The sequence below is a fragment of the Runella sp. SP2 genome (assembly GCF_003711225.1).
GTDB lineage: Bacteria > Bacteroidota > Bacteroidia > Cytophagales > Spirosomataceae > Runella.
On sequence record NZ_CP031030.1, the window covers coordinates 7,074,693 to 7,091,002 of the forward strand.

The 16,310-nt window shown below is 44.8% G+C and carries 20 protein-coding genes; 5 read left to right on the plus strand and 15 right to left on the minus strand.

Going from position 1 to position 16,310, the window contains the following annotated elements:
* The first annotated feature begins 67 nt into the window (after positions 1–67).
* Entirely contained in the window at positions 68–529 is a 462-nt protein-coding gene (locus DTQ70_RS28475; protein ID WP_122933960.1) for a DUF6932 family protein, read from the plus strand.
* 5 nt (positions 530–534) lie between these two features.
* Positions 535–741, plus strand: coding sequence for a hypothetical protein (locus DTQ70_RS28480; RefSeq protein ID WP_122933961.1), 207 nt, complete (start codon positions 535–537; stop codon positions 739–741).
* A 5-nt stretch (positions 742–746) separates the two neighbouring features.
* Here the strand turns inward: DTQ70_RS28480 and DTQ70_RS28485 are convergent, their stop codons facing one another.
* Positions 747–1,247, minus strand: a complete 501-nt coding sequence (locus tag DTQ70_RS28485; protein WP_164490256.1) for a GNAT family N-acetyltransferase — start codon at positions 1,245–1,247, stop codon at positions 747–749.
* Between the two features lie 178 nt (positions 1,248–1,425).
* On the opposite strand from DTQ70_RS28485, the gene DTQ70_RS28490 reads away from it, so the two are divergent.
* The gene (locus tag DTQ70_RS28490) at positions 1,426–2,493 is read left to right on the plus strand and encodes a hypothetical protein (protein ID WP_122933963.1); all 1,068 of its coding nucleotides are present in this window, start codon (positions 1,426–1,428) and stop codon (positions 2,491–2,493) included.
* A 19-nt stretch (positions 2,494–2,512) separates the two neighbouring features.
* Here the strand turns inward: DTQ70_RS28490 and DTQ70_RS28495 are convergent, their stop codons facing one another.
* Positions 2,513–3,442 carry an AraC family transcriptional regulator gene (locus DTQ70_RS28495; protein WP_122933964.1) on the minus strand — a complete coding sequence of 310 codons (930 nt, stop codon included), beginning with the start codon at positions 3,440–3,442 and terminating at the stop codon, positions 2,513–2,515.
* A gap of 217 nt (positions 3,443–3,659) precedes the next feature.
* On the opposite strand from DTQ70_RS28495, the gene DTQ70_RS28500 reads away from it, so the two are divergent.
* Positions 3,660–5,183: an aldehyde dehydrogenase family protein gene (locus DTQ70_RS28500; protein WP_122933965.1), complete on the plus strand. Its 1,524-nt coding sequence runs from the start codon at positions 3,660–3,662 to the stop codon at positions 5,181–5,183.
* A gap of 1 nt (position 5,184) precedes the next feature.
* Positions 5,185–5,523: a DUF779 domain-containing protein gene (locus DTQ70_RS28505; RefSeq protein WP_122933966.1), complete on the plus strand. Its 339-nt coding sequence runs from the start codon at positions 5,185–5,187 to the stop codon at positions 5,521–5,523.
* A gap of 34 nt (positions 5,524–5,557) precedes the next feature.
* On the opposite strand, the gene DTQ70_RS28510 is transcribed toward DTQ70_RS28505, so the two are convergent.
* The 13 genes from DTQ70_RS28510 to DTQ70_RS28570 form a co-directional block, all read right to left on the minus strand.
* Entirely contained in the window at positions 5,558–5,920 is a 363-nt protein-coding gene (locus DTQ70_RS28510) for a VanZ family protein (RefSeq protein ID WP_122933967.1), read from the minus strand.
* A 5-nt stretch (positions 5,921–5,925) separates the two neighbouring features.
* Complete coding sequence (gene leuB / locus DTQ70_RS28515) at positions 5,926–6,999, minus strand: 3-isopropylmalate dehydrogenase (protein ID WP_028522076.1); 1,074 nt, start codon at positions 6,997–6,999, stop codon at positions 5,926–5,928.
* 77 nt (positions 7,000–7,076) lie between these two features.
* Positions 7,077–7,463, minus strand: a complete 387-nt coding sequence (locus DTQ70_RS28520; RefSeq protein ID WP_122933968.1) for a GxxExxY protein — start codon at positions 7,461–7,463, stop codon at positions 7,077–7,079.
* A 35-nt stretch (positions 7,464–7,498) separates the two neighbouring features.
* The gene (locus tag DTQ70_RS28525) at positions 7,499–8,998 is read right to left on the minus strand and encodes an alpha-isopropylmalate synthase regulatory domain-containing protein (RefSeq protein ID WP_206019598.1); all 1,500 of its coding nucleotides are present in this window, start codon (positions 8,996–8,998) and stop codon (positions 7,499–7,501) included.
* 118 nt (positions 8,999–9,116) lie between these two features.
* On the minus strand, positions 9,117–9,713 hold the full coding sequence (gene leuD, locus DTQ70_RS28530; RefSeq protein WP_122933969.1) for a 3-isopropylmalate dehydratase small subunit: 597 nt from the start codon (positions 9,711–9,713) through the stop codon (positions 9,117–9,119).
* A gap of 65 nt (positions 9,714–9,778) precedes the next feature.
* A complete protein-coding gene (gene leuC, locus DTQ70_RS28535; RefSeq protein WP_122934598.1) occupies positions 9,779–11,182 on the minus strand; it encodes a 3-isopropylmalate dehydratase large subunit in 1,404 nt (467 codons plus the stop codon).
* Positions 11,183–11,286: 104 nt separating this feature from the next.
* Complete coding sequence (locus tag DTQ70_RS28540; RefSeq protein ID WP_122933970.1) at positions 11,287–12,129, minus strand: helix-turn-helix domain-containing protein; 843 nt, start codon at positions 12,127–12,129, stop codon at positions 11,287–11,289.
* A gap of 27 nt (positions 12,130–12,156) precedes the next feature.
* Entirely contained in the window at positions 12,157–12,384 is a 228-nt protein-coding gene (locus DTQ70_RS28545) for a hypothetical protein (RefSeq protein WP_122933971.1), read from the minus strand.
* Positions 12,381–12,731, minus strand: a complete 351-nt coding sequence (locus DTQ70_RS28550) for a DUF86 domain-containing protein (protein ID WP_122933972.1) — start codon at positions 12,729–12,731, stop codon at positions 12,381–12,383. The genes DTQ70_RS28545 and DTQ70_RS28550 overlap by 4 nt, the downstream gene beginning before the upstream one ends.
* On the minus strand, positions 12,712–13,029 hold the full coding sequence (locus tag DTQ70_RS28555; RefSeq protein ID WP_122933973.1) for a nucleotidyltransferase family protein: 318 nt from the start codon (positions 13,027–13,029) through the stop codon (positions 12,712–12,714). The genes DTQ70_RS28550 and DTQ70_RS28555 overlap by 20 nt, the downstream gene beginning before the upstream one ends.
* A gap of 14 nt (positions 13,030–13,043) precedes the next feature.
* The gene (ilvA, locus tag DTQ70_RS28560) at positions 13,044–14,327 is read right to left on the minus strand and encodes a threonine ammonia-lyase (RefSeq protein ID WP_122933974.1); all 1,284 of its coding nucleotides are present in this window, start codon (positions 14,325–14,327) and stop codon (positions 13,044–13,046) included.
* Positions 14,328–14,470: 143 nt separating this feature from the next.
* Positions 14,471–15,514: a ketol-acid reductoisomerase gene (ilvC, locus tag DTQ70_RS28565; protein WP_122934599.1), complete on the minus strand. Its 1,044-nt coding sequence runs from the start codon at positions 15,512–15,514 to the stop codon at positions 14,471–14,473.
* 41 nt (positions 15,515–15,555) lie between these two features.
* Positions 15,556–16,308 carry a class I SAM-dependent methyltransferase gene (locus DTQ70_RS28570; RefSeq protein ID WP_122933975.1) on the minus strand — a complete coding sequence of 251 codons (753 nt, stop codon included), beginning with the start codon at positions 16,306–16,308 and terminating at the stop codon, positions 15,556–15,558.
* Positions 16,309–16,310: the final 2 nt, after the last annotated feature.

Below are 16,310 nucleotides of genomic sequence, written 5' to 3' on the forward strand. Positions count from 1 at the left end.
TTGGGAGACGTTAATAAAATGCTGATGGAAGTTGTCGTTTTATTGAATTTAATAACTATTTTAGTGTATGTCTTTACAATTTGACTCAAATGGTCACTTATTGCCTCATGACACTGTTGAGGTAACGATGGAAGAAGTGGAACGAAGTTTAGTGTTTAATGAGCATCGTTTGAACCTCTATTTGTCTCTAAAACAGTTTCTTAATGAGGTAAAAGAGCTCGGTATTGTTAAATTTGAATTGTGGATTGATGGAAGTTTTGCTACTCTAAAAAATAGACCTAATGATATAGATGTTATTTGTTTTATCGATAACGACTGGTATGAACATCATTTTCTTTCTTTAAGCGAACTCAGAAAGAAGTTTGTGACACTAGATGCTTACTTTGTAAAAATGTACGCAATTAATCATCCCCAATATCATTTTTCACAATTGGATGTTTTAGATTGGTATCATTTCTTAATTAGAGACCGCAAAAGACGGGCAAAAGGCATTGCCAAAATTCAAGTTGTAGATTATATTACCCTGTAGTATTTATGAAACCTTACGAATCACTCCAAGATGAAATTCAATATACTCTTGAATCTATTGGGCGCGTGAATGCTTCTTTGGTACGACATGAAGCGCAAGCAATTCCTGATTTGTTAGCTATTGAACAGTATAAAGAATTAAAAATAAATTTGACGAAGCAATTGTTGGAATTGCTGGCAGAAATGGATGTTAATGTAGCCATAGCTGCTTGATAGTGTTAGCTAATAAACTCAAACACAACTGCCTCTTCATGCCCTTCAAAGATGGTTGGTACTTGCTTCATGCCCGCTTTTTCTAATACGTGCCGTGAACTATGATGATTAGGATGGATAAAAGCGATGATGGGGCGTCCAGCAAAATTTGTTTGAAGGTGTTTGATGGATGCACGAGTTACTTCAGTGGCGTAGCCTTTTCCCCAAGCTTCTGGTACAAATCCATACCCTACTTCGATGGCATCAGTGTTTTCTACGTGTTTGATTTTGACAAGTCCTACAAACGTGCTACTTTCTTTTTCGTAACAAGCACATAATCCTAGCCCTTCGTTTTCCGAGGCATAAACGAGTTCATTGGCGATGCGCTGGTGGCTGTGCGAAATGTCAGCCGCAGGAGTACGGATGAATCGCATAACATCGGTATCACCTTCGATTCGGAATAAGTCAGCAGCGTCTTCGGGTCGGAAAATGCGGAAATACAGGCGTGGAGTTTCGAGGTAAAGCATAATGAGCGTATTTTGGAGCAAAATTAGGTTTATGACGGTAATTTCACAGTAAATACCTAACTTGTTTTCTTTTAAAAATACTATTTTGCTAGTAAACAAAAGATAAATTGGTTGGAATGATACAAAATCAAGCCAACTAAAAACCAATCGGTTATTTGCACACTAAGACTCCACACTTATGAACAAGCCATTCGTTTTAAATGAAAATACAAAAGGTAAACTAGGTTCTTCAAAAGTAGATGTTGCTATTGCCTTTTATGGAAAGCCGCACCACACAATCATTGCCATAAAAAGCCTGATAGAGCACTGTGGTGAGCATATTGATACCATCTATATTGCCAGAGAGCGAGTACAACCTCATAATGATTACATTGGCATTTATAAGGTGATAGATTACTTTCGAAACACGGGGGTAAATTTATCAGTGTATTATCCGCGCTATTTTATTCCCGTTGGTTTGAGCGATTATGAGCGAACAAAATCTGATTCGCGGTTTCGGCACAGTATCATGTTTCAGTACCCACTTGAAATAACAGATAAAGAGTATTTAGTTGTGATGCACAACGATATGTTATTTCATAGAAATATTGTGGGAGAGATGATTAAGCTAATAAAAGAAGCGCCGCAACATACTATTGGAGTAGGTTCGGTTGGCCAATGTTGGAGCTGTCCAGCAGGGCCTAATTGGGGAAATAAATGCAACAGCAATCGCTATGAACACTATGTGCCTTCGCTAGAAGAAGCAATCGAGCTCACAGAAAAGTACGAAACACCACGTCGTGACATACAGTTGAAAGTTTTGAAAGAAGGAAGGGTTCACCTGCTCCCTGAATGCCGACTTAATGAGTATTGTGCGTTGATTGACGTTCAAAAATACCGCAAAGAAACGCTTCCGAACGGGGATTTAGGTTGTTATGGCGGCTCGTGGGGGGGCGTAGATTTAGGGACTGTTTGGAGCCACGAAATTTACAAAAGAGGGTACAAATTCATCGCTTTTCCCATTGATGATTATGCAAAACATTCGCCCTTTGATAGCTCAGGAAGTGGAACAAAATCTAAAACGCATTTTGAGGTTTACCAAGATGCTGAGCAAAATGCAAAAAAATACCTGGAAGAAAATTATGGACCACTTCAAACAAGCTTCTACATCACTTGGGCATTTGGCCTAGATACCATGAAGCGGGCTGCGTGGCGGTTGGCGATTGCGGTGTATGTGTTTATAAAGAAGTTGATGACGAAAAACTAGCTCATTGATACCTACCAATCTACGCCATAGGCCGATTTTTGAGCTGATTCGATTTCTCTTTGAACTCAGTAGGCGATAGGTTTTTCTTTTTCTTAAAAATACGGCAGAAGTACGAAAAGCTATTGAACCCGCTGGCCATAAAAGCTTCTTTGACGCTCATTTTAGGGTCACGAAGCAGGCTTTCTGCCAATTTTAGACGCTCTTCGATGATAAAATCAATAGGGGTAGAGCCCGTCTCGTGCTTAAACGTACGGTAAAAATTCGACTCACTCATGTAGGCTTTTTCACTTAGCAACTCAATGGTGAGGTCTTCGGTGATATTTTCCCGAATAAAATTGAGTACAAACGAAATACGGTCGTTGTTGGGTTGAGTATAGGACTTTTTAAGGTAAATACTCTTCGATTCAGTTTGTAAAATGCGGATGATGAGCTCTTGCAGGAGCATATCGGCAAAAATATCTTTAGAAGGGTGGTTTTCGGTGAAAATAAAAATAAGTCGTTGCAGGATTTGGTTGATGGCAATGTCGTTGGTAAAATGATAATTATAATCGGTCATGCTCCATTCTTTCCCATTTTGCTTCACGCCACGTTCGTTGAGCAAATTCACGGCCTGTTGGAGTTTGGCTTCGTTGAAGGCCAACGCCAGACACTGCGTAGGGTTTTGTTGGGAGGCTTCAGGAAAATCAATACACATCAATTCGTTAGAGGGTAAAATCACCGATTCACCAGGCAAAAACCCGAACGAAGGCGTATTCTGAAGGTGCATAATTTTCTTACCACGTATCATACTTGCCAATACAGGCTCATGAAACTGCAACATGACTTGCGCGGCCTTTTGGTGGGTCTCAAAAATGTTGAGTTCTGCATTATTGAGCGTATGCAGGGTACGATTCTCCACCAAGGTTTCAAGGCGGCGGTTTTGGTAATGCAAGGGATTTAACTCAACCATGGGGATCTGTTGCTAAAGAATTTGTTGTATTAATTCTTAAAATCATACTAAAAGTACGTCAAAAACGCATAGAATGGTAGTATAGTACAACAGTTGATAGAATAGTGCAATCAGTTGATAGGATAGGGAAAATGGTGAGCAGGATAAGTCAATCAAATGTGATTTTTTGAAGGTTGTTTTGTGCAAAATCTTTTTTGAAACACAAAGCCCTCGAACTATGTCAACTGTAATCACACAACAAAACAACTTGGTGGCAAAGCCCATCTTTAAAACGCATTACGATAACTTCATTGGTGGTCAGTGGGTAAGCCCCGTTAAAGGAGAATACTTTGAAAGTACGTCGCCCGTGGACGGACAAGTATTTACCAAAGTGGCCCGTTCGACCGAAGAGGACATTAACCTTGCACTCGATGCCGCTTGGGCCGCCGCCCCGCAGTGGAATAACAGCTCAGTGACGACACGAAGCAACATTTTGCTAAAAATTGCGGATGCGATGGAGGCAAACTTGGAACTGTTGGCAAGTGTAGAAACGTGGGACAACGGTAAGCCAATTCGCGAAACCAAAGCGGCCGATTTACCTTTGGCGATTGACCACTTCCGCTATTTTGCGGGCGTGATTCGGGCCGAAGAAGGCTCGGCTTCGGAGTTGGATTCCAATACGTTATCACTGATTGTGCACGAACCACTTGGCGTAGTTGGGCAAATCATTCCTTGGAATTTCCCGTTGTTGATGGCCGCTTGGAAAATTGCGCCTGCTTTGGCCGCAGGAAACTGCGTGGTGTTGAAGCCTGCCGAACAAACTCCCGTGGGAATCATGGTGTTGGCCGAATTGATTCAAGATTTGTTGCCAGCAGGCGTACTGAACATTGTCAACGGCTTTGGCATTGAAGCGGGTAAGCCATTGGCATCCAGTCCCCGTATCAATAAAATTGCGTTCACGGGCGAGACCACAACGGGGCAGCTGATTATGCAGTATGCTTCTAAGAATATCATTCCTGTTACGCTCGAATTGGGTGGAAAATCGCCCAATATTTTCTTCAAAAGCATCATGGATGCCGACGACGAGTTCTTCGATAAGTGCTTGGAAGGAGCGACGATGTTTGCCCTCAACCAAGGCGAAGTATGTACGTGTCCGTCGCGAATTTTGGTGGATGAATCTATCTATGATGCCTTTATTGAGCGCGTAGTTGAGCGCATTAACGCCATTAAACTTGGCCACCCGCTCGACCCAAGTACGATGATGGGCGCACAGGCATCGAACGACCAATACCAAAAGATTTTGCACTACATCGACCTCGGTAAAGAAGAAGGTGCGGAGCTGCTGGCGGGTGGTGGCGCTGCTTACAACGAAGGACTTGAAGGTGGATATTATATAAAACCTACTTTGTTCAAGGGCAACAACAAAATGCGCATCTTCCAAGAAGAAATCTTTGGGCCAGTGGTGTGTGTGACTACCTTCAAAACGGAAGAAGAGGCGGTTGCGATTGCCAACGATACACTTTATGGCCTCGGTGCGGGGGTATGGACGCGCGACACGCACCAAGCGTATAAAGTTGCTCGTGCCGTACAAGCGGGCCGTGTGTGGGTCAACTGCTATCACGCATATCCAGCACATGCGCCATTTGGTGGCTACAAGAAATCAGGTATTGGCCGCGAGACGCACAAGATGATGTTGAATCATTATCGTCAGGCTAAAAATATGCTGATTTCGTACGATAAGAACAAGTTAGGATTTTTCTAGCATGTCTAGAATCGCAATAACGGCGGCGGCGGAGCGGGTCATTGACACGCTCCGCGCCAAGTACGGTGCGTTGATGTTTCACCAAAGTGGCGGTTGCTGCGATGGCTCAGCGCCAATGTGTTTTGAGGTGGGGGAGTTGATGTTGAACGAAACCGATATAAAACTGGGAGAAATCCACGGTTGCGATTTTTACATGTCGCGCGACCAGTTTGAGTATTGGCAACATACGCACTTAACCCTCGACGTAGTGCCAGGACGAGGGGCTAGTTTTTCGTTAGAAATACCGATGGGGGTGCGTTTTATTATCAAATCGAGGTTATTACAACCTCACGAGGTATGATTGAAACCTATGAGGTTTGAATTCGGTGGCGTTTTCAAACCTCATAAGTTTTGAAGTATTTCCAAACCCAATGGGCAATAGGCACTGCAACAATGACGCCAATGGCATCGGCCAAGGCATCATACAAATCGAAGGTGCGGCCAATGGGCATAATGTACTGCCAAACTTCAATAAATAAGCCATACAGACTTCCACCAACAATGACCCACCAAGGGTTAGGTTTGGCCCAATACCAAAGCGCCCCCAATATTCCAAATGCCCCAAAATGGTGAAGTTTGTCAGAGCCCATTCCATCGGGCATTTCTTGGCGTGGAATAGAGCAAAGCCCCAAAATAACCACCGTCCAAACGATGGCTATATGGGGCTTTGATAGTATGTTTCGAATCGCTTGAATCATTGATTCTACAAATGCTTCAACAACTCAGCGCCCATGGCGTCGGTACCGAGGATTTTGTCGGCAGGGGTTTCGCTGTTGGCGATGTCGCGCGTACGGAAGCCGTCTTTCAATACTTTGTCAACCGCGGCGATGATGGCGTCTGCTTCGGCTTTTAGGCCAAACGAAATATCCAACAACAACGCTGCCGAAAGAACAGAGGCCAATGGATTGGCTACGCCTTTGCCTGTGATGTCGTGTGCCGAACCGTGGATAGGCTCATAAACGCCCGTGCTGTCGCCTACCGAGGCCGAGGCTAACATCCCCATCGAGCCTGCGATTTGGCTGGCTTCGTCGGTCAAAATATCCCCGAAAAGGTTACCCGTTACCACTACGTCAAAACGACGCGGGTCTTTGATGAGCAACATCGCAGCGGCGTCAATGAATTGGTGTTCTACTTCAACGTCAGGATATTCGGGAGCGATTTTTTGAATCACTTCGCGCCACAAACGGCTCGATTCCAGTACGTTGGCTTTATCAACTGACATCAATTTTTTGCTACGCGTACGAGCCGCTTCAAATGCCTTACGGGCGATGCGCTCTACTTCGTATTTGCTATAAATCATGGTGTCGTAAGCCGTGTTGCCGTCGTCGAGGCGCTCACGTTTTCCAAAATACACGTCGCCCGTCAATTCGCGGAAGAAAAGGATATCGCTGCCTTTAAGGATTTCGGGTTTGATACTAGAGGCTTCCAACAACTCGTCGAACAACTTGATAGGGCGGAGATTGGCATACAAGCCAAGTTCTTTCCGCATTTTCAACAAACCTTGTTCTGGACGTACTTTGGCCGAAGGGTCGTTGTCGTATTTTGGGTGACCTACGGCGCCAAACAAGATGGCGTCCGAAGCGCGCATTTTTACGAGTGTTTCTTCGGGAAGCGGGTCACCCGTGGCTTCGATGGCTACGTGGCCGATGAGGGCTTCGTCGTAGGTAAATTCGTGGCCGAATTTTTCGGCGATACGGTCTAGTACTTGTTTACCAACCGTGGTAACTTCTTGCCCGATTCCATCACCGGGTACGATAAGGATGTGTTTTTTTGCCATTTGTAATTTTGAGTTTTAACCACTGAGTTACACGGAGCGGTCCACCGCAGCGGTTTTTCACCGAGTTTCACAGAGTTTTATAATACGTATCTTTTGATGCCGTTCCGTAAGCTGCTTACATTAAAATTCATCAAATACCCAATTTTGTACTCACCTAAACGCATATAAGTCAACACTTGGGCTGTGTGGACATCATTTAAAGCTTCTACTGATTTCAATTCTAAGACAATTGATTTTTCAACCAAAATATCAATTCGATATCCACACTCAAGTTTTACTTCTTCAAAAATTAGGGGCATTGGTTTCTCTTTTTCAACAAATAACCCTGCTGTTTGTAGTTTGTAAGCTAAACATTCTTTGTAAGCACTCTCTAAAAGGCCAGGGCCTAACTTTGTATGCACTTCATAAGCACATTTTAAAATATTGCCTGTAAGATTATCAAACTCCGTATAACTCCGTGCCATAACTCTGTGATACTCCGTGGTTAATCAATTGTCTTTTAAAGCGAAATCAAGTTCAGCATTTTTTGCGTGGCTTTGATGGCCGAAACCGTTTGGTCAGAGTCTAAGCCTCTGGTCTTGAATTCTTTGGCGTTCCAATTCCACGTAATGACCGTTTCGCAAAGGGCATCCGTCTTTCCACCCGTTGGGATACGGACGGCGTAGTCGGTCAGCAAAGGAAGTTCAAGGCTTTTCTTGGCATAAATCTTCTTCAACGCATTCATAAACGCATCGTACTGACCATCGCCTTGGGCGCTTTCTTCAAACGTCTCGTCCTCAATTTTGAGCTTGAGCGTCGCCGAAGGACGGAGGTCTTTGGAGTGCGTCAGAACATAATTGAGAATCTCAATCTTAAACTCAATCGCATTGGTATCCAACACGTCTGAAATAATGTACGGCAGGTCTTCCTGCGTCACTACTTCTTTGCGGTCGCCGAGTTCGATGATACGCTGCGTTACCTTTTTGAGGTCTTCGTCAGAAAGTTTGATGCCCAATTCGCGAAGGTTATTCTCGATATTGGCCTTGCCCGAGGTTTTACCCAACGCATACGAACGCTTCCGCCCGAAACGCTCAGGCATCAACTCGTTGAAATAGAGGTTGTTTTTCTTGTCGCCGTCAGCGTGAATACCCGCCGTTTGGGTAAACACGTTATCCCCAACAATAGGTTTATTGGCAGGAATCCGCAGCCCCGAAAAGGTTTCAACGATTTTGCTCACCGAAAACAATGACTCTTCCACGACGCCCGTTTGCATTTCTGGCATGAAGTCTTTCAATACCGCAATGGCACTGGCCAATGGGGCATTACCTGCACGCTCGCCCATACCGTTGACGGTCAAGTGCAAACCATGTGCCCCTGCCCGCACGGCTTCCATGACGTTGGCAATGCCGAGGTCATAGTCGTTGTGCGCGTGGAAATCGAAGTGGTGATTGGGGTAGCGCTCCACAATTGCCTTGATGTACGAATACGATTCGGCGGGCGTCAGTACGCCTAACGTATCGGGAAGCAACACCCGTAGAATCGGCTGGGTAGTCAGAAAATCAAGGAATTGAAATACATATTCGGGTGAATTGCGCATTCCATTGCTCCAATCTTCGAGGTAAACATTGGCCGAAATTCCTTTCGATTGTGCCGATTGGATTACTTTTTGGATGTCAGCAAAATGGGCTTCGGGTGTTTTTTTGAGTTGGTGTGTCAAGTGATTGAGCGACCCTTTGGTAAGAAGGTTCATTACTTTTGCTCCCGACTCAAGCATCCAATCAATAGAAGCTTCGCCATCGACAAAAGTAAGCACTTCTACTTTGTCGAGGTAGCCATTTTCTTGTGCCCACTTCGTAATTTTTTGTACTGCTTTTAGCTCCCCCGCCGATACCCGCGCCGAAGCAATTTCAATACGATCCACCTTGACTTCTGTAAGGAGCAACTGCGCCAAAGCCAGTTTCTCCGAAGCCGAAAAAGACACCCCGCTGGTCTGTTCACCGTCGCGGAGTGTCGTATCCATTATTTCAATGTAGCCCCCCTGCCCCCGATGGGGGAGCTGTTTTTTCTCATTCCTCATTACTTGTTTACTATTAATTTTCAACATTTTGAAATAGTGCCCCCATTGGGGGTTAGGGGGCTTAGTAAGGCCGAGCGGCTTCAAATACGCCGATTTCCTCTTTCATGGCTTGTAGATAGTCGATATCGTCGTAACCATTGATGAGGTTGTGTTTTTTGTAGCCATTGATGGCAAATGACTCCGATTCGCCCGTCGCAACAATCGTGATGGTTTGTTCAGGAAGGTTGACCGTCAACTCAGCGTTGGCATCTTTTTCGATGGCTTGGAATATTTTATCCAAAAACTCAGGACTTACTGTTACGGGCAAAATTCCTACGTTGATGGCGTTGTTTTTGAAGATATCGGCAAAAAAGCTAGATACCACGCAACGGAACCCGTAATCGTAGATAGCCCAGGCAGCGTGCTCGCGGCTCGAACCGCTTCCGAAGTTGCGGCCTCCTACTAAGATTTTACCGCTGTACAAAGGATTGTTTAAAACGAAATCGGCCTTGGGCGTATCGTCGCCGTTGTAGCGCCAATCGCGGAAAAGGTTGTCGCCGAATCCCTTGCGCTCAGTGGCTTTCAAGAAACGAGCAGGGATGATTTGGTCAGTGTCCACGTTTTCCAACGGAAGCGGCACTGCCGAACTGGTTAGTATGGTGAATTTATCGTATGCCATGATGAGTGATTATTAGACCCTTTGCAGGGTGACAAATACTGGGTGATAATGTATGCGCAATAGAACTACAAAAACTCCCGTGGGTCAGTGACTTTACCCGTAATAGCGGCGGCAGCGGCTACCAATGGGCTGGCCAACAAGGTACGTGCTCCTGGGCCTTGGCGACCTTCGAAGTTACGGTTAGAGGTACTTACGGCATACTTGCCCGCAGGAATTTTGTCGTCGTTCATGGCCAAGCAAGCCGAGCAGCCTGGCTGGCGCAATTGGAAACCTGCTTCGGTCAAAATATCCAAAATACCTTCTTCTTGGATTTGGGCTTCTACAATGTGCGAGCCCGGTACTAACCAAGCCGTTACGTTGTCGGCTTTTTTACGGCCTTTTACCACCGATGCAAACGCGCGGAAGTCTTCAATGCGGCCGTTGGTACAGCTTCCCAAGAAGACGAAATCAATGGCTTTGCCCAAAATACTTTCGTCTTCGGCAAATCCCATGTAGTTCAATGACTTAGCATAAGAAGCAGCGCCGTCAAGTACATCGGCAGCTTTCGGGATGTGTTTGGTAATACCCGTTCCTAAGCCTGGGTTGGTTCCGTAGGTGATTTGTGGCTCAATGTCGGCCGCATCGTAGGTATATTCCAAGTCGAATGCAGCACCTTCGTCGGTTTTGAGGGTTTGCCAGTACGCCACGGCATTTTCCCAAGCTTCGCCTTTGGGTGATTGTTCACGGCCATTGAGGTAAGCAAATGTTTTTTCGTCGGGGGCAATCATACCACCACGCGCACCCATTTCAATCGACATGTTACAAACCGTCATACGGCCTTCCATGCTCATGTTTTCAAATACATCACCTGCGTATTCTACGAAGTAACCCGTAGCACCACTGGCCGAAATTTGAGAAATAATGTACAATACCGCATCTTTTGGAAGGACACCTTTGCCCAACGCACCGTTGATAGTAATGCGCATTTTCTTTGGTTTGGGCTGCATGATACACTGCGATGCCAATACCATTTCTACTTCTGAGGTACCAATACCGAAGGCAATCGCTCCAAACGCTCCGTGGGTAGAAGTGTGTGAGTCACCACAAACAATCGTCATACCAGGGAGAGTAATACCATTTTCTGGCCCAACTACGTGTACGATACCGTTTTTTTGATGGCCCAAGCCCCAGTGCGAAATACCGTATTTAGCGGTGTTGGTTTCCAACGCCTTGAGCTGATTGGCCGAAAGTGGGTCAGCGACTGGCAAGTGTTGGTTGATGGTAGGGGTGTTGTGGTCGGCCGTGGCAAACGTACGGTTCGGGAACAACACACCAATGCCTCTGCTTTCCAAGCCCAAAAACGCTACGGGGCTGGTTACTTCGTGAATAAAGTGGCGGTCGATGAACAATACATCGGGACCGTCTGCAATCTTGCGGACAACGTGCGCATCCCACACTTTGTCGAAGAGAGTTGTTGGTTGGTTTGACATATCCATTTTGAGATTAATGCAATGGGAGAATAATACGTTACAAAATTGCAGGAATCTTCTCAAAGTGACATGACGCCCTTCGCTCAAACAATAGCGATTTTGGTTCAATTGTATTTTTTTGGCGTAAAACCGTATTTTTCTTTATAGGCTTTGATAAAATGAGAAACACTCTCATAGCCAATTTCCATACTGACTTCCGACACGTTTTTGTTGGCGTTTTTGAGTAAGAAAGCCGCTTGTTCTAGGCGTTTTTGTTTGATCCAATGAGCAGGTGAGGTATTAAATTGGGCTTCAAACTCGCGCTTAAATGCGGATAAACTTCGCCCTGAAAGATGCGCTAATTCGCTTATGGTCAACGGTTTTAGGTAGTAGTTGTTGAGCAGATATTCCAAGTCCGTTTTTTGCCCTTTGTAAATATTAAACAAAATGGTTTTGAGTTGACTGGAGCCGTCGATTTCCAACAAATGAAGCAGCAATTCCTGAAACTTGAGTCGTAAAAATTGATTCAAGTAGGGCGTTTGTGAGTTGAAATAGGGAAAGAGAGAATCAATAAATTTCTCGAAAGCCGAAGAGGAGTGCAGCACTAAAATTGGTTGAGGGTTTTCGACGTCTGCTTTGTCAAACAATGTTTGGTTTTGGCTTACAAACTCTTTCAGTAGCTTCTCGTGGAAGAAAAAAACAAGGCTGCGGTAGTCGCTTCCGATGGATTCGTTCATGGAATAGCAGCCCCGTTGGAAAAACAAAATTTGCCCCTTGCGAACGTGCAGGTCTTGGTTGGGGGAGATAAATTTCTTTTCTCCTTCCAGCACGACAACGACGGCATGTTCTTCAAAGAAAATCTCGTTACGCTCGGGATACACATCGCTTCGGTAGGCCACAAAAGTCGTGTCCTGAATTTTCAGAGACTGAAACTGTTGGGCGCTGATGGAAGAAGGGACGCGAAGCATTGGGGGGCGGTTATCGGTTAATGGTTATCAGTTATCCGACGGAAACGCGCCACCTTTTTTCAGAGCCTCGTATTCGTCGCCGATGGCTTTGTATTGGGATACCAAAAACTTCTGTAATTCTTCATTGAATACTTTTTTGTCGGTTTCCGAAAGAGAATCGTATAAGTCTTTCAATTCTTGGTTGATGGCCGCTTTCTCGGCTTCGTCGCGCGCATTGATGGCACGCACGTGGTATTTTCTGAAATCAAAATTCATTGGTTAGTTCTTTCTTGTTCAAGTATGATATCAATCCACTCTTTTGCATTAGGTACTTCTTCTTGAATAGCATCCCAAACCAAACTATAATCAACTTGGAAATACTGATGAATGAGTATATCGCGTAGCCCAGCCATACTACGCCATTCTACCTCTGGATATTTATAGCGAATTTCATCGGGTACTTTTTTCGCAGCTTCTCCGATAATTTCCAGACTTCGTAGAAAAGCTCTATTGATAAAATCGTCATTAAGGAACGTTTCGTAGTCTATTTTTTTACTATTACTGACTAAAAAAACTAACTCCTTTTGGATATGCTCCAAGTATTCAATCAGTGAAGGAGACATATTCTATTTCTTTTTCGATTTCACGTTGCACAAAAGGAGCTATACCTTCCCAAGTCAGTAAGTCTATTTTTCGTTGAGTTACTTCTTCTAAAAGGGTAGCGAGTTTTATCAAGTTTTTGTATTTCTTCATACCGTCTTTAAATTCCACCAAAAAATCAATATCGCTTTCTTGGTTCTGTTCGTTACGCACAAAAGAACCGAATAAGCCCAGACGAGTTGCCCCAAATTGCTGAATATTGCTTTTATATTGACTGATAAGGTCAAATAATTGAGCTTTATTTTGGACTGGATTTTGCATAACTTTAATCTATCTTAAATCAAAAACTCAAACAAATCAGGTTTATTGTTGATGTACTCAAACTGAATATTGTGCTCTTTCATACGGGTCAAAAGTGGCTCGAAATCTTCTTTGTTTCTCAGTTCAATCCCCACCAAAGCAGGGCCGCGTTCGCGGGCGGTTTTTTTAGAATATTCAAAGTGCGCAATGTCGTCGTTGGGGCCAAGTACATGATTTAAAAACTCCTTGAATGCCCCCGAACGCTGCGGAAAGCGAATGATAAAGTAGTGTTTTAGTCCTTCGTAGAGGAGCGAACGTTCCTTGATTTCTTCGGTACGGGTGATGTCGTTGTTGCCTCCGCCAATCAATAACACTACGTCTTTGCCTTTGATTTCATCTTTGATTTGGTCAAGCGCGGCTACGGTAAGCGCACCCGCTGGCTCAACGACGATGGCTTCTTCGTTATAAAGTTGCAAAATCGTTGAACAGACCTTTCCTTCAGGAATGAGCAAAATATCGTCCAAATTTTTCCGACATACTTCAAACGTATGCTCTCCTGCGCGTTTTACGGCGGCTCCGTCCACAAACTTATCGATGTTGTCGAGCGTGACGACTTGACCTTCTTTGATGGCCGTGTGCATCGTGGGAGAGCCTACGGGTTCTACGCCAATGAGCTTGGTGGCTGGGCTGAGTTGTTTAAAAACGGTGGTAACGCCTGAAGCCAAACCGCCGCCGCCGATGGCAAAAAGTAGGTAATCAATTTTAAAATCGGCATCGCGGAAAATCTCCAAACCCACAGTCCCTTGCCCTTCCATGACCTGTACATCGTCAAACGGGTGAATGAACGTAGCAGCGTGGGCTTCGCAAAAATGCTTGGCCGCGTGGTAAGCGTCGTCGTACGTATCGCCGTGGAGGACTACTTCAATCTGATTTTTACCAAATAGTTTTACCTGTTTTACCTTTTGAGCGGGTGTCGTGCTGGGCATAAAAATAGTGCCACGAACCTGCATTTTGTTGCAAGCATAGGCGACCCCTTGCGCGTGATTTCCTGCGCTGGCGCATACGACTCCTTTTTCGAGGGCTTCGGCCGACAAACTGGCCATTTTGTTGTACGCTCCCCTGATTTTGTACGAACGCACCACTTGCAAATCTTCACGTTTGAAGTAAATATTGGCTTCGTAGCGCTCCGAAAAGTTAAGATTTAACTCCAAATCGGTGTGCTTTACCACTTTACGGATGCGCTCGGCGGCTTGTAATATGTTGTCAAACGTAGGGAAATCTGCGTTTTTGGACTTGTGTTTGTCAGATGCGAGGCTCATAGAAACAGATGAAGTTGGGATAATTGCAAAATCCCCCGAAGTTACACAACTCGGGGGATTTTCTATATTCTCAAATGAAGATACCATAACAACCTCGGTAAGGTTTTGAACGGGACGTCCAATTCTTACCGAGGTTAATACTATTAGTTGCGCTCAGGACGCAAGCTGCGAACGGCAGCACCTGCTTGCCACATTTCAGAATCGCGAAGCTCAGCCAATTCTACTTCGAGTTTCTCACGGTAGTCTGGTTGTGAGTTACGAGTGATAGAGATGTTGGCTTGCTCGCCTGATTTTACTGAGTTGTATAACTGTTGGAACACAGGCTTAGTAGCTTCTTTGAAAGGCTTCCACCAGTCAAGCGCACCACGTTGAGCCGTAGTTGAGCAGTTAGCGTACATCCAGTCCATTCCGTTTTCAGCCACCAATGGCATCAACGACTGTGTTAATTCTTCTACTGTTTCGTTGAAAGCTTCTGATGGAGAGTGGCCGTTTTCGCGCAATACTTCGTACTGAGCCGCGAAAATACCTTGGATTGCACCCATCAATGTCCCACGCTCACCTGTAAGATCAGACGTTACTTCGCGGTAGAAATCGGTTTCAAACAAATAACCAGAACCTACGCCGATACCCATTGCGATACATTTCGTACGGGCTTCGCCAGAAGCATTTTGGAACACCGCAAACGATGAGTTAAGACCTTTTCCTTCAACGAACAAACGACGAAGTGAAGTACCTGAGCCTTTAGGAGCGACCAAGAATACGTCCACATCAGCTGGAGGAACGATACCTGTTTGGTCATTGTAAGTTACCCCGAATCCGTGTGAGAAATACAACGACTTACCAGCAGTCAAATATTTTTTAACGGTTGGCCACAATTCGATTTGGGCTGCATCCGATAACAAGAAACAAATGATTGTGCCTTTTTCTAAGGCTTCTTCGATTTCGAAAAGTGTTTCGCCTGGTACCCAACCATCAGCGATTGCCTTGTCGTATGTTTTGCCTTTACGCTGACCAACGATGACGTTGAAGCCGTTGTCGCGCATGTTAAGGCCTTGGCCTGGACCCTGAACACCGTAACCGATTACCGCGATAGTTTCGTTTGCCAATACTTCACGAGCTTTCTCTAAAGGAAATTCTTCGCGGGTTACTACTTCTTCTACGGTCCCGCCGAAATTGATTTGTGCCATTGAATTGATTTGTTTATTTGGGTAATACAATAACTGTGGTTTTATTTCTTTTGCCAACTAAGCAACAACGACACCCCTGCAGGTAGTTGAATGCCATTCTTAATAAAGATATTTTCACTGTTGAAAATACCGTAAAATACTTTTTGAAAAAGCGAACCGTTCATGACCGTAAAGTCAGAACCTGCTTCTTCGACTTTGCGATGGTGAAGCGGCAATAACCGCGACAACAACCTAAATCCCGCAATGGGAAAAAACAACCAAAAATTAAAATAGCTACTGAAAGTGATTTTGCCTGTGGATTGAAACAGACGCTCTAACAGCGGCCGAGTATATCGCCGAACGTGGTGATTTACGTCGTCGTGCTGGTTCCATAAAAAATTAAACGCAGGAACAGTGACACAGACAAAACCGTTTGGTTTACAAACTCGCTGCATTTCTTGTACCGCCAACTGATGCTCTTCGACGTGCTCAATGACATCGAGCGCACATACTAGGTCGTACGATTGATCTTCAAAAGGAAGTTCAAGAATCGAACCTTGGATGATGTCGAGTGATGGTACTGCTGCTTTGGTAAACTCAAAACACGCTTGGTCGTATTCTACTGACTTGACCGAGCCAAACTCGGTAAGTAGTTCTGAGGTACGTCCTGTGGCAACTCCAATGTTAAGCACTTTGAGAGGTCGGTTATTGCTAAGTTGACCACGCAGGTGGTTCATAATGATTTGGTTACGAACCAAAAACCACCAGTGCTTGCGTTCAATGTGATAATATTCTTTGTAGTACGCCTGATTCATAA